This window comes from Kribbella kalugense (genome assembly GCF_004365875.1).
Lineage (GTDB): Bacteria > Actinomycetota > Actinomycetes > Propionibacteriales > Kribbellaceae > Kribbella > Kribbella kalugense.
In genome coordinates, this window is record NZ_SODF01000001.1 from 385,673 (window position 1) to 399,326 (window position 13,654).

The window sequence follows — 13,654 nt, forward strand, 5'->3', positions numbered from 1 at the left end:
TTGGTCTAGGGGTGCACAGCCGTCGGCTCGATGCGGACCGGCGGCTTGGTGGGCGACGCTCTGGACATGCCCACGCACAAAGGCCCCTGGCTCCTCGTCGTCGACATCGGCCTGCCCCTCGCGCTCTTCTACGGACTGAAGGCGCTCGGTGCGAGCAACTTGACCGCTCTGCTCGCCGGCGTCGTACCCGGACTGATCAGCTCCGCGGTCTCGCTGGTGCGCGAACGTCGTACCGACCTGGTCGGCATGGCGGTCGTCCTGAGCATGGTCGGGAGCGCGGTCGTCGCGGTCCTCGGCGGTGACGCGCGGCTGCTGCTCGTCCGCAACGCCTGGATCAGCCTGCCGTTCGCCGGCATCACGCTGTGGTCGCTCCGCCATCCGCGGCCCCTCACCTACACCGTCACCCGGGCGATGTTCGCCCGCCGCGCCGCCGTGATGGACGAACTGTGGGACACCAACGAGGCCTTCCGGACGGCCTGGAAGTGGATCACGGTGTGCTGGGGGATCGCCGCGATCCTCGACGCGGTCATCCGGATCGTCCTCGCCTACACACTGCCGATCTCCGTCGTACCCGCGACCGACCCGGTCATCACAGTGCTGACCATCGTCGTACTGCAGATCCCGACGCACGTGCTGCTCCGTCGCACCGGCACATGGCACCGCGTGTTCGCCCCCGGGCGTCCTACAGTCGTTGGATGACGGACGGACACCTTTCGGCAGACGTCGTACGTGAACTGATTCGGACCGGCGAGGCGAAGCCGCTGCTCGCCGGGACCGAGGTGGGACCGACCTGGTACGCCGACCACTGGTGGTACGTGCCGGTCGGGGCCGCGGACGGCGCGGACTATCAGCCGGCCGACAGGGAACTGTCCGCGGAATTCGACCGGTTGCGGGTCCGGGCGCAGGCGATCGAGGACGTCCAGGCCGAGCTGGACGGCAGGCAATGACGCGCTGGGGTTTCGGCCGGCGCGAGCCCGTCAGCGAGCCCGGTCGGGACGAACTCGCGGCGGCACAGCAGGTGGTGGACATGTTCGCCACCGAGGCCTTACTGGCCCTCGACCGGTACGAGCAGTCCTTCCCGGCAGGGGATACCGATCGGGCTCGGCGGACCGCGGACAGGCTTATGGACTGGTGGCGCAAGCTCAAGCTGGACGACGTACGCCTGGATCCGGAGGGATCGGACGCCGAACAAATCCTGGTGACGGCGGCCGAGCTGTGCTTCGACCCCAAGAACGAGTGGGGCGTCAGCCTCGAGGAGGCCTCCGCCCAGGCGGTCAGCCGGGCCGCGTTGGAGGGCCGGACGATGCCGACGACGACCGTCGCGGACCTCCGTGAGGACTTCGAGGACGCGTACGGCGGGCGCGCGGTCCTGCCGGAGCGCGACAACGACTGGCTCGGGCAGTCCCTGACCCGGCTGGCCCGCGCGAGTCTCCTGCGGGACGTGATCGCGGAGGGTGCGCAGGTCCGGGTGAGTGCGCCGCTGCGCGAGGCGGGCGACGAGCTGGTTCGCCAGGGTCAGCGGTTGATGGACGACCGCCGCGACCTGGCCCGGAGACAGGAGGCGCCGATCAGCCGGCGCGCGGCGTTCGCGCAGCAGGTGCGGCTCACCTCGACGTACACCGCGTACAGCCTGGGCGTGGACCTCACCGGGGCACCGCACTGGGCCGACCTCGCGCTCAAGGCACCTGCCTTCGCGCTGTACATGAAGGAGACCATGGCCAACTGGCGGGACCACAGCGATACCGTCGCGTCCCGGCTCGATCCGGCCCAGGCACAGCTCCGGTCGGTCCGCAACGACCTGATCGGCACCCTTGGTACCGGCCCGCCTGTCACGCGCCGCGACAACCGCGCCCTTCGGAACGCCGCCGACCGGCGTCCGGGACCGGACCGCTAGCGCCGGCCGAGCAGGCGTCCTCGACCGGATGTCGGTGCGGCTGGTTAGGCTGCTGGGGTGAGTGACGGGTTGTTTGATCTTCCGGGTGTGCCGGCTCCGGCTCGTGGGGGCGGGAGTTTGGCGGACGCGGACCATACGGCGGCTCCGTTGGCGGTGCGGATGCGGCCTCGGAGTCTGGACGAGTTGGTGGGGCAGCAGCATCTGCTGGCGCCCGGCTCGCCGTTGCGGCGGCTGGTGGAGGGTGACCAGCCGATGTCGCTGCTGCTGTGGGGTCCTCCGGGGACCGGGAAGACGACGATCGCGGCGGTGGTGTCGCATCAGACCAACCGGAAGTTCGTCGAACTGTCGGCGGTCACGGCCGGCGTGAAGGACGTACGCCAGGTGATCGACGGGGCGCGGCGAGACCTGTCCCGCGGGACCGGCACGGTCGAGACCGTCCTCTTTATCGACGAGGTTCACCGGTTCACCAAGGCTCAGCAGGACGCGCTGCTGCCTGGTGTGGAGAACCGCTGGGTCACGTTGGTCGCAGCCACCACGGAAAACCCGTTCTTCTCGGTGATCTCTCCGCTGTTGTCGCGCAGTCTGCTGCTGACGCTCGAGTCGCTGACGGACGACGACATCGCCGTACTGCTGGACCGGGCGCTCGCCGACGAGCGAGGGCTGAACGGCGAGTTCGAGCTGGCGGAGGACGCTCGGGACCACCTGCTCCGGATGGCCGGGGGAGACGCGCGCCGGGCGCTCACCTATCTGGAAGCCGCGGCCGGCGGAGCCCGCGCCAAGCACACTGGGCAACAAGACGATGCCGAGCCGGCGTTGATTGATCTGGAGACGTTGGAGACGGCTGTTGATCGTGCCGCGGTGCGGTACGACCGGGCCGGGGATCAGCACTACGACGTTGCGTCCGCGTTGATCAAGTCGATCCGGGGATCGGATGTCGACGCGGCGATGCACTACCTGGCCCGGATGATCGAGGCGGGGGAGGACCCGCGGTTCATCGCCCGGCGGCTGGTGATCTCGGCCAGTGAGGACATCGGTATGGGCGATCCGACCGCGCTCGGGGTCGCGGTCGCGGCGGCCGAGGCGGTGCAGTTCATCGGTATGCCGGAGGGCCGGATCAACCTCGCGCAGGCAGTCGTCGCGCTCGCCCTCGCCCCGAAGTCCAACGCGGTGATCATGGCCGTCGACGCGGCCATCGCGGACGTGAAGGCCGGCAAGGTCGGCCCGGTCCCGCCGGCTCTGCGGGACGCTCACTACGCCGGCGCCAAGAAGCTCGGCCACGGCTCGGCGTACCAGTACTCGCACAACGACCCGCGCGGCGTCGTACCGCAGCAGTACGCCCCGGACGTGATCGACGGCACCGACTACTACAACCCGACTCGTCGCGGCGGCGAAGCGGCGTACGCCGACCGCGTCGCGGCCATCCGCAAGATCCTCAGAGACCGCAAATGACCCGGGCCGCCGATCATGTTGCCGCCTTCAATCAGGCGGTTAGGACCGGCGACTGGGACACGTTCGCCGGGCGGTTCGCCCCGGACGCGACGATGCGATTCGTCGCCATTCCGGTCGGCCCGTTCGAAGGTCGGACGGCGATCGCCGCGGCGTACCGGGAAAATCCGCCGGCCGAGACGATGACGCTGGTCGAGGACGGCGACGAACTGGCACGTTTCCGCTGGTCGGGCGGTGGCACCGGCTCGATGGAGCTGCGATGGGCACCCGATGGCGCCGTTCAGGCACTCACGGTGAGCTTCGATTGAAGCGTTCGACTCGGTAGGCTCCTTCTCGGCCTGGGGGCGAAAGGTTTTTGCGTTGTGAGGCAGTTCCATCTAGGTCGGCATGCACGGAAGTTCGGAGCGCGGCACAGTCGCCGGCGCCCACTGGTCCTGAAGCTGGGGGCGGTCGCGGCGGTTGCGATCGCGATCCTCGGGGCGTGGTACTTCGTCCCGTCCGGATCGCGTGACACCTCGAGCACACAGGTCCCGGAGTCCAACTCGTCCGTTCCGACGGTCGAGCGAACGCAAGGTACGTCGAGGTCGGGCACGAGACCGTCCCTCCCGGTGGGTAAGCCGTTGGTGCCGATCCCGAGCGGGTCGCCGGCCGTCACATCGAGTACGCCGGCGCCGCCGTGGGCAGCCCCATCAACGAGTAAGAGCAGCCCGATACCAAGCCCGACCCCCAGCCGGCCAAGCGCATCACCGACCGAACCCAGCACCACAACTCCCACACCGACCGCACCGACAACGCCGGCACCAAGCACACCCGCACCAAGCCAGACACCAAGCACGACAGCACCAACCACGCCAGCACCGAGCACGACGCCGTCCCAGACCCCGTCGACCCCCGCGACCACGCCGCCGCAGACCCCCAGCCCGTCGCCCAGCCCGACGCCAACTCCCGCACAACCCACTGCGACGGACACGTCACCGACCGGTTGACCCGGTTTGGTGAGCGACTGTGATGTGAGGGATGGTGTCCTGGAGCGGAGTGCGGTAATGCCGCGCGATAAGGTCGGTCGGTCCAGAACGTCACAAACGGGGTCGCTACGGGAAGGCGGATCGTTTCCATGAGCGTCGGTGAAGTCGCGGGGCTGATAGCTGCCTGCGCGCTGCTCATCCTGGTAGGTCTGCTGGCCTATCCGATCCTCAAGCTCGGCAAGGTGTTCGACGAGACCCGGATCATGGTGAAGGGCGTCTCCGACTCCAGCGTTCCGCTGCTCGGCGAGGTGACCACCACGGTGGCGACCACGAACGCCCAGCTGGCGAAGGTGGACACGATCACCGACAACGCGACGACGGTGACCACCAACGCGGCCGCGCTGATGTCGCTGTTCTCCGCGACCGCCGGCGGCCCGCTGGTGAAGGCCGCCGCGTTCACGTACGGCGTGCGCCGCGCGCTCGGTGAGCAGCAGCGCAAGGACGTGTCCCGGCGGGTCAAGGAAGAGATGAAGGCCGAGCGGAAGGCGCGGAAACGGTGAAGCGGATCATCTGGCTGATCATCGGGATCGCCGTCGGCGTGTACGCCGTCACCAGGCTGAAGAAGCGCGCGAAGGTGCTCGCCCCGGAGGGTATGCAGGAGTCCGCGGCCAAGCTGGCCGCCGCGGTCCGGCACTTCGGCGACCAGGTCCGCGAGGGCATGGCCGAGCGGGAGACCGAGCTGAGGGATGCTCTGGGCATCGAGGCAAACGATCGTGAGGACTACCGGTAACACCCATGGAAACCAGTGAGATCAGGCGGCGGTTCCTGCAGTACTTCGAGGACCGGGGCCACACCGTGGTGCCGAGCGCGCCGCTGCCGTCGCCGGACCCGAACCTGCTCTTCAACGTCGCCGGCATGGCCCAGTTCGTGCCGTACTTCGTCGGCCAGCAAACGCCGCCGTACGCCCGGGCGACCAGCGTGCAGAAGTGCGTGCGGACGCTCGACATCGAAGAGGTCGGCAAGACCACCCGGCACGGCACGTTCTTCCAGATGAACGGCAACTTCTCCTTCGGCGACTACTTCAAGGAGAAGGCCATCGAGTACGCCTGGGAGCTGGTCACCAAACCCCAGAACGAAGGCGGCTACGGCTTCGACGAGTCCGTCCTCTACGCGTCGGTGTACTACGACGACGACGAGGCGATCGAGCTGTGGAAGCGGATCGCCGGCCTGCCGGACGACCGGATCGTCCGCCTCGGCATGAAGGACAACTTCTGGTCGATGGGCATCCCGGGTCCGTGCGGCCCGTGTTCGGAGATCCTGATCGACCGCGGTCCGGAGTTCGGCGCGGACCGGGACTGGGAGGCGGGCGACCGCTACCTGGAGTTCTGGAATCTGGTCTTCATGCAGAACATCCGCGGTGAGGGTGGCGGCAAGGAGGGCTACCCGATCCTCGGCGAGCTGCCGAAGAAGAACATCGACACCGGCCTCGGCCTCGAGCGGGTCGCGTACCTGCTGCAGGGCGTCGACAACATGTACGAGATCGACGAGATCTTCCCGGTGATCGAGAAGGCGTCCGAGCTGAGCGGTCGCAAGTACGGCGTCGAGCACGTCGACGACGTCCGGTTCCGCGTCGTCGCGGACCACGTCCGCAGTGCGCTGATGCTGATCGGTGACGGGGTCACCCCGGGCAACGAGCAGGGCGGTTATGTACTGCGTCGCCTGCTCCGCCGCGCGATCCGCTCGATGCGGCTGCTCGGTTACGAGGACCCGAGCCTGGTCGAGCTGCTGCCGACGAGCCTCGAGCAGATGAAGAAGTCCTACCCCGAGCTGGAAGCCGACTTCGGCCGGATCAGCCAGGTCGCGTACGCCGAGGAGGAGGCGTTCCGCCGTACTCTCACGGCCGGGACCAGCATCTTCGACGTCGCGGTCAAGGAGACCAAGGCCGGCGGTGCGCACCAGCTCGAGGGCGCGAAGGCGTTCCAGCTGCACGACACCTACGGCTTCCCGATCGACCTGACCATCGAGATGGCGGCCGAGCAGGGCCTCAACGTGGACACCGAGGGCTTCCGCTCGCTGATGAAGGAGCAACGCGAGCGGGCCAAGGCGGACGCGCGGGCGAAGAAGGCCGGTCACGCGGACACCTCGGGGTACCGGGAGCTGCGCGAGAAGGGCGTCACCGAGTTCACCGGGTACTCCGAGCTCGACACCGACTCGCAGGTCCGCGGATTGCTCCGTGAGGGCGCGGTCGCGTCGTTCGCCGAGCAGGGCGAGACGGTCGAGGTCGTGCTGGAGAAGACCCCGTTCTACGCCGAGTCCGGCGGTCAGATCGCCGACGAGGGCGTGATCGTCGCCGACGGCGTGAAGCTGAAGGTGCTCGACGTCCAGCGGCCGGTCAAGGGCCTGATCGTGCACAAGGTCGACATCCTCGAGGGCGTACTGCGTCCGGGCCTCGACGTACACGCCGCCGTCGACCGCGAGTGGCGGGTCTCGGCCTGCCAGGCGCACTCCGGTACGCACGTGGTCCACGCTGCATTGCGTCAGGTGCTCGGCCCGAACGCGTTGCAGAGCGGTTCGTACAACAAACCCGGCTACCTGCGGCTCGACTTCGCCTGGTCGTCGGCGCTGGACCCGGCGACCCGTTCGGAGATCGAGGAGGTCGCGAACCTCGCCGTACGGAAGGACCTCCCGGTGTCGGCGCAGTACATGACGCTGCCGGAGGCCCGCGAGTGGGGCGCGCTGGCCCTGTTCGGTGAGACGTACGACGAGCAGGTCCGCGTGGTCGAGATCGGCGGCCCCTGGTCCCGCGAACTCTGCGGTGGCACGCACGTGAAGCACTCGTCGCAGGTCGGCGCGCTCACCGTCACCGGTGAGTCGTCGGTCGGCGCCGGCGTACGGCGGATCGAGGCGTTCGTCGGCATGGAGGCACTGCACTACCTCGGCCGCGAGCGAGCGCTGGTCCGGCTGCTCAGCGAGAACCTGAAGACCCGCCCGGAGGAGCTGCCGGCGAAGGTCGCGGACCTGTCCGAGCGGCTGCGGGTGGCCGAGAAGGAGCTCGAGCGGATGCGCGCCGCCCAGGTGCTGGAGGCCGCGGCCGAGCTGGCGAAGAGCCCGAAGGACGTCTTCGGCGTCCAGTACGTCGGCCACCGCGCACCCGACGGCGTGAACGGCGGGGACCTGCGGAAGCTGGCCCTGGACGTCCGTGGCCGGATGTCGAACGACAAGCCGGCCGTGGTCGCCATGCTGAGCGTGAACGACGGCAAGCCCGGCCTGGTGATCGCGCTCAACGACACCGCCCGCGAATGGCGGCTGAAGGCCGGTGACCTGGTCCGGGTCGCGGCCGAGAAGCTCGGTGGCCGGGGCGGTGGCAAGGACGACGTCGCGCAGGGCGGCGGAACGGACCCGGCCGGTGCCGACGAGGCGCTGGCGGCGATCGAGCACACCGTCGGCCACCTCGTCACGGGCTGACCCGGGAGCACCACAGATGAGACCGGGTAGATGAGACAGGGCGTGCGGATCGCGCTGGACATCGGTGACGCCCGGATCGGCGTCGCCAGCAGCGATCCGCACGGCATCCTGGCCACCCCTGTGTGTACGATCCCCCGAGGTCGTGGTGATCTCGACAAGATCGCCGCACTCGCCGCCGAACTGGAGGCGTTCGAGCTCGTGGTCGGGCTACCGCGTTCCCTGTCCGGGGGCGAGGGACCGGCCGCGGTGAAGATCCGGGAGACGGCAGGGCAGGTGCTGGACAAGGTGCGCGAGGGCAACTCGGAGACGACGCTGCGGCTGGTGGACGAGCGGTTCACCACGGTCACCGCCGAGCGGATGCTGCGGGAACGGGGAAAGAAGGGCTCCAAGCGACGGGCCGTGGTCGACCAGGCAGCGGCGGTCGTGATTCTGCAACACGCGCTCGACTTCGAGCGCGAGACCGGCAACCCGCCCGGGAGGCCCCTGTGAACGGACCATCGGTGGAAGAAGAAGTGAACGAGGGTGAGGGCCAGAGCGACGATCTGGGCAGCGGCCTCGGACTGCGCCCCGAGACCCGCGTGGAGCGCCGCGCCAACCGGCGCCGGGCCCGCGGTCGCCGCGCCTTCGGCTGCTTCGCCGGCCTGATCTCGCTGGTCGTCGTCGGTGCACTGGTCGCCGGTGCGGCGCTCGGCTTCGGCAAGGCCAAGGACGCGATCGAGGGCGTCTTCTCCGCCCCCGACTACACCGGTGAGGGCACCGGCGTCGTGCAGGTGGAGATCACCAAGGGCCAGGCCACCGCGTCGATCGCGGACACCCTGGAGAAGAAGGAAGTCGTGAAGAGCGCCCGCGCGTTCGAGCGGGTGGCCCGCGACGACCCGCGGTCACTGCAGATCCAGGCCGCGACGTACACGCTGCGCAAGCACATGTCCGCCAAGGCCGCGCTGGCGCTGATGCTGAACACGAACGAGTCGGTCAAGGTGATGCGGGTCAGCGTCCCGTCCGGGAAGACCAAGGCCGAGGTCTCGGTGATCCTGCAGACGAAGCTCAAGCTGCCGTCCGGCCAGGCCGCGAACGCGATCGCGCACCCGGCGACGCTGGGGCTGCCGGCCTACGCCAACGGCAACCCCGAGGGCTTCCTGTACCCGGCGACCTACGACGTGCCGAAGAACGCGAACGCGACCACGATGCTCAAGCTGATGACCGCGAAGTACGCGAGCATCGCGGCACAGCTCAACCTGGTGAAGACCGCGCAGAACAAGAAGCTGGACCCGTACCAGGCGGTGATCGTGGCCAGCATCATCGCCGGTGAGACGAACCGCAAGCAGGACTACGCGAAGGTCGCGCGGGTGATCTACAACCGGCTCGAGCGCGGGATGCGGCTGCAGATGGACTCGACCATCCACTACGTGGTCGGCAAGGACGGCGGGGTGTTCACCACGCCCGAGCAGCGGCAGATGGTCTCGCCGTACAACACGTACAAGAACAAGGGCCTGCCGCCGACGCCGATCAACTCGCCGAACGTCGACACGTTGCGGGCGGCGATCAACCCGGCAGCGGGACCCTGGCTGTACTTCACGCTGGTCAACCTGGACACCGGTGAGACCGCGTTCGCCAGCACGCCCGACGAGCACCAGGCGAACGTCAACAAGCTCCAGGCCTGGTGCCAGGCCCACAAGAACCGGTGCTGATCGATGCGTTGTGCGGTCCTCGGTTCGCCGATTGCGCATTCGTTGTCGCCCGCCATGCACCGGGCCGCCTACGCCGCGCTCGGGCTGGACTGGGGGTACGACGCGTACGAGGTCGAGGAGAACGAACTCCGCGGGTTCGTCTCCTCGCTCGGTGACGATGTCCGCGGGCTGTCGCTGACGATGCCGCTGAAGCGGGTCGCGCTCGACCTGGTCGACACCGTCGATCCGGTCGCTCAGCTGATCGGTGCCGCGAACACGATGCTGTTCGAGCCGGACGGATCGCGGTCCGCGCACAACACCGACGTACCTGGGCTGGTGAACGCGTTCGCCGAGCATGGGATCACTGCGGCTGATACGGCCGTCGTACTTGGCGGGGGCGCGACTGCGGCGTCGACATTGGCGGCGTTGCGCGGACTGAAAGTCACTGAGGTGACTGTCGTCGTGCGGGATCTCTCGAAGGCCGAGCGGTTGCTTGATTTGGCTGCGGAGCTGGGACTCCGGACGTCGGTCGCGGACTTCTCGCAGGTCGAGCAGATCGGCGGTTTCGACCTGTGTGTGTCGACGCTGCCCGGTGGTGCGGTCGATCCGTGGGCCGAGCATTTCGCCGCTGTGGCGCCGGTGGTGTTCGACGTCGCGTACCACCCATGGCCGACCCGGCTCGCGATCGCGGCGCACCGGATCGGTACAGAGCTGTTGAACGGACTTGACCTGCTCGTGCATCAGGCGACCCTCCAGGTGGAGATGATGACGGGTAGGTCGCCGGCTCCTCTGGCGGCCATGAGGACGGCCGCCCGTGAGGAGTTGGGAGATCGTGAGCCTGCTTGATCGTCGTGCGGTACTAATCGCCGGAGGCGCTGCGGCCGCGGCCGCGCTGACCGGGTGTGGGGACTCGAAGGACAACGCCGGCGGGACCACCAGCCCGTCCCAGACGCCGACCACGTCCGCCCCGACGACCACTGCTCCCAGCACCACCGCGGCGCCGAGCAGCACTGCCGTCCCGAGCTCGACGGCTCCCAGCACCCCGAACACCTCGGCGCCGACGCTCACCTCGACTCCGCCGAACTGGAACTCCTTCTCCCGTTCGCTGACGGGCAAGCTCTACATGCCGTCGACCTCCGGGTACGCCGCCGCGCACCAGCTCTTCAACCCGCGCTGGGACAGCGTCCGCCCGACCGCCGTGGTCAAGGCCGCGAACCCGGCCGACGTACAGAAGGCGATCAACTTCGCCCGTACCAACAAGCTGGTGCTGGTCCCGAAGAGCGGTGGCCACTCGTACGTCGGCGCGTCCACGATCAGCAACGGCATGCAGGTCGACGTCGGCGCGATCCGCGGCATGAGCTACTCGAACGGCGTCCTGACCGTCGGCGCCGGCGCTCGCTTGTACGACGTACACGCGTTCCTCGACCGGTATGGTCGCTCACTGCCGACCGGGACCTGCCCGACCGTCGGTGTTGCCGGTCTCACCCTCGGCGGCGGGATGGGGATCCACACGCGGACGTACGGGCTGACGTGTGACCGCGTCGTGTCGATGGGCGTGATCACCGCGGACGGGAAGTCGCACAACGTCAGCGCGACCGTCGAACCGGACCTGTTCGCGGCGTTGCGCGGGAGCGGCGGCGGCAACCTCGGCGTGGTCACGTCCTTCCGGTTCGCCACCATCCCGGCGACGAAGCTCGGCTTCTTCCGGCTCACCTGGCCGGAGTCGCAGGCGGCGGCTGTGGTCCGTGGTTGGCAGAAGTTCGCCCAGACCGCGCCGACCACGTCCTGGGGCAACCTGCACATCGATGCCAACAGCAACGGAACGTTGTCGATCCACGTTCTCGGCGTGTCCACCACCGGCAACGCGAATGCAGCGGCCGCCCAACTGGAGTCCTTCGTCGGCGCGAAGGCTTCGGCGCGGTCGATCACGGTCAAGTCGCACATGGAAGCGGTCAAATACCTCGGCGGCGGTACGACGAGTCCGCGGCAGGGCTTCCTCGCCGGTTCCGACGTACTCAAGGGTGCGATGGACGCGGCGACGATCACGGCGCTGATCGGTGCGGTGAAGGCGGCCGCGCGGGCGAAGACGCCGGCGTCGGCGATCCTCGACCCGCTCGGCGGACAGGCCGCGAAGCAGCCGGCCGGTGGGGCATCGTGGCCGTGGCGCAGCGCGCTCGGCGTGGTCCAGTGGTACTCGTCCGCGCAGGGCACGAACGCGAAGACCTTCATCGCGAACGGTCACCGCGCCGTCCGGGCGGCCTCAGCCGGTGCCTACGTCAACTACCTCGAGGCCGGCCGGGTAACCAGTTCGTACTACGGCGGCAGCTCGGCCAAACTGCAGGCCGCGAAGAAGAAGTACGACCCGACCAACTTCTTCCACGCGCCGTACACCCTTGCGTAGCTAGTGTTCCGCCAGTGAAGCTTTGGCGGGTAGTCGCAGGTGTCCTGGCGGTTGGGTTCATTGCGGCCGGGGTGACGCCTGCTTGGGCGTGCGCGTGCGGCGGCTACCTGCCGGACGCGCAGTCGCGAGCCCGTGCGTACGGCGAGAACGCGCTGGTCCAGTACGCCGGTGGCACCGAGAAGATCACGCTCTCGATGGCGATCAACGGCACGTCGAAGAAGGCGGCCTGGATCATGCCGGTCCCGTCCGCGGCCAAGGTCGAGCTCAGCGACGACGAGTTGTTCTACCGACTCGATCAGCTGACACGACCGAAGACCGTGTACCGGAAGACCTACTGGCCGTTCCGCGGCCTGGGCCTCAGGCGCAACTCCGGCGACTCGGCCGGGGCGCCGGCACCGGGATCCGCGGTGAACGTCCGCCAGCAGATGGTGCTCGGGCCGTTCGCGGTCACCCGGCTGACCGGGTCCAGCGGGACCGCGGTGACGGACTGGCTGCGGACGAACGGGTACGTCGTACCGGCGACGCTGGCCGCGAACCTCACGCCGTACCTGACCGAGAAGTGGGAGATCGTCGCGGTGAAGCTCGCGCCGAAGCGCGACGGCGAGAGCCTGACCGGGGCAACACCGCCGCTGCGACTGACCTTCGCCTCCGAGCGGATCGTGTACCCGATGCGGCTGAGCAAGGGCGCGACCACCTCCCAGACAGTGACGGTGTACGTCGCTGCCGAGCACCGGGTCGACGCCACCAAGCTGCCGGACGCCGCTGTGAAACCTGAGCTGCTGTTCGCCGGCCGCGTCGAGGACACCGCGCTGGCCAAGCCGACCGACTACCTGACCGCCTACACGGCGACGTACAGCGAACCGGGCCGGATCACCGACGACTTCACCTTCGCCCCAGCCGCGAACGACGACGGCTACCAGCGGGTCAAATACGTCACCGAAAACGACGGCGTCTGGAGCACAATCGCCGTGATCTTCGCCGGCCTACTCCTGATCGGCGCCGGCGCCGCGCTGATCGCCCGGATAGTTGTCCACAGGTCGCGCGGAACGGCAGCTTGAAATCGTCTAGGCTCCTGGATCGTGCCGGCTGACAATGCGTTGCTCGCTGCGGGGATCGGGGTAGTCCTCTGCGGCTCCGCTGCGTCCGTTGTCGGCCCCTGGCTGATGCGCCGCATCCCCGAGCCAGTGTTGGAGGACGGCGAGACCAAGGTCGTCTACGCGACGCTTGCTGGTCGGCGGGCGGCGTACTGGTGTGGCGGGCTCGCGGCGGTGGCCGGGGGACTGCTGGGCTGGATGCTCGGACTGGACGCAGTCCTGCCTACATGGTTGGTGCTGGCGGTGGCCGGGGCGGTGCTCGGGTACATCGACGCGCGGACGCGGTTCCTGCCGTCGGTGATCATCTGGCCGACGTACGGCCTGGTCGGCATCGGGCTGCTGGCCGCGGCGGTGGCGACGGGGGAGTGGGGATCGTTGCGGCGGGCAGCGATCGCCGGGGCGATCGGGTTCGCGGTGTTCTACGTGCTGTGGTTCGCGTTCCCGCGCGGCGTCGGGTTCGGTGACGTGCGGCTGTCGGGGCTGCTCGGGCTCGCGCTCGGCTGGCTCGGCTGGGGGCAGTTCGCCTCCGGTTTGTACGGCGGGTTCTTCCTCGGCGCGGTCGTCGGGATCGTACTGATCGCGACCCGGGTGATGACGCGCAAGCAGATGGTCCCGTTCGGGCCATTCATGCTGATCGGTGCGCTGGCCGGTGTCCTGCTCGGCGCCCCGCTGGAGCGGTTGTACGCCGGATAGGGGAGCCACCCACTCCACCAAATGGTTGA

General features: G+C 68.8%; 14 protein-coding genes. All 14 read left to right on the plus strand.

Features of this window, described 5'->3' with window-relative positions:
* Positions 1-66 precede the first annotated feature (66 nt).
* The 14 genes from EV650_RS01870 (at position 67) to EV650_RS01935 (ending at position 13,625) form a co-directional block, all read left to right on the plus strand.
* Positions 67-699, plus strand: coding sequence for a VC0807 family protein (locus EV650_RS01870; protein WP_134114686.1), 633 nt, complete (start codon positions 67-69; stop codon positions 697-699).
* Positions 696-947: a hypothetical protein gene (locus tag EV650_RS01875; RefSeq protein WP_134114688.1), complete on the plus strand. Its 252-nt coding sequence runs from the start codon at positions 696-698 to the stop codon at positions 945-947. Before EV650_RS01870 ends, EV650_RS01875 begins: the two co-directional genes overlap by 4 nt.
* The gene (locus tag EV650_RS01880; protein ID WP_134114690.1) at positions 944-1,894 is read left to right on the plus strand and encodes a hypothetical protein; all 951 of its coding nucleotides are present in this window, start codon (positions 944-946) and stop codon (positions 1,892-1,894) included. The genes EV650_RS01875 and EV650_RS01880 overlap by 4 nt, the downstream gene beginning before the upstream one ends.
* Positions 1,895-1,951: 57 nt before the next feature.
* Positions 1,952-3,343 carry a replication-associated recombination protein A gene (locus EV650_RS01885; protein WP_202874305.1) on the plus strand — a complete coding sequence of 464 codons (1,392 nt, stop codon included), beginning with the start codon at positions 1,952-1,954 and terminating at the stop codon, positions 3,341-3,343.
* Positions 3,340-3,648, plus strand: coding sequence for a nuclear transport factor 2 family protein (locus tag EV650_RS01890; protein WP_134114692.1), 309 nt, complete (start codon positions 3,340-3,342; stop codon positions 3,646-3,648). The genes EV650_RS01885 and EV650_RS01890 overlap by 4 nt, the downstream gene beginning before the upstream one ends.
* A gap of 806 nt (positions 3,649-4,454) precedes the next feature.
* Entirely contained in the window at positions 4,455-4,865 is a 411-nt protein-coding gene (locus EV650_RS01895) for a DUF948 domain-containing protein (RefSeq protein ID WP_130388436.1), read from the plus strand.
* Positions 4,862-5,095 (plus strand): DUF6167 family protein, encoded by a 234-nt coding sequence (locus EV650_RS01900; RefSeq protein ID WP_134114694.1) that lies wholly within the window; start codon positions 4,862-4,864, stop codon positions 5,093-5,095. The genes EV650_RS01895 and EV650_RS01900 overlap by 4 nt, the downstream gene beginning before the upstream one ends.
* Before the next feature lie 5 nt (positions 5,096-5,100).
* Entirely contained in the window at positions 5,101-7,770 is a 2,670-nt protein-coding gene (gene alaS, locus EV650_RS01905; protein ID WP_134114696.1) for an alanine--tRNA ligase, read from the plus strand.
* 30 nt (positions 7,771-7,800) lie between these two features.
* Entirely contained in the window at positions 7,801-8,259 is a 459-nt protein-coding gene (gene ruvX, locus EV650_RS01910) for a Holliday junction resolvase RuvX (RefSeq protein ID WP_134114698.1), read from the plus strand.
* An 11-nt stretch (positions 8,260-8,270) separates the two neighbouring features.
* Positions 8,271-9,458 carry an endolytic transglycosylase MltG gene (mltG, locus tag EV650_RS01915; RefSeq protein WP_238173969.1) on the plus strand — a complete coding sequence of 396 codons (1,188 nt, stop codon included), beginning with the start codon at positions 8,271-8,273 and terminating at the stop codon, positions 9,456-9,458.
* A gap of 3 nt (positions 9,459-9,461) precedes the next feature.
* A complete protein-coding gene (locus tag EV650_RS01920) occupies positions 9,462-10,283 on the plus strand; it encodes a shikimate dehydrogenase (RefSeq protein ID WP_134114700.1) in 822 nt (273 codons plus the stop codon).
* Positions 10,270-11,838 (plus strand): FAD-binding oxidoreductase, encoded by a 1,569-nt coding sequence (locus tag EV650_RS01925; RefSeq protein ID WP_134114702.1) that lies wholly within the window; start codon positions 10,270-10,272, stop codon positions 11,836-11,838. The genes EV650_RS01920 and EV650_RS01925 overlap by 14 nt, the downstream gene beginning before the upstream one ends.
* Before the next feature lie 14 nt (positions 11,839-11,852).
* Complete coding sequence (locus EV650_RS01930; RefSeq protein ID WP_134114704.1) at positions 11,853-12,896, plus strand: DUF2330 domain-containing protein; 1,044 nt, start codon at positions 11,853-11,855, stop codon at positions 12,894-12,896.
* Positions 12,897-12,917: 21 nt separating this feature from the next.
* A complete protein-coding gene (locus EV650_RS01935; RefSeq protein WP_238173970.1) occupies positions 12,918-13,625 on the plus strand; it encodes a prepilin peptidase in 708 nt (235 codons plus the stop codon).
* Positions 13,626-13,654: the final 29 nt, after the last annotated feature.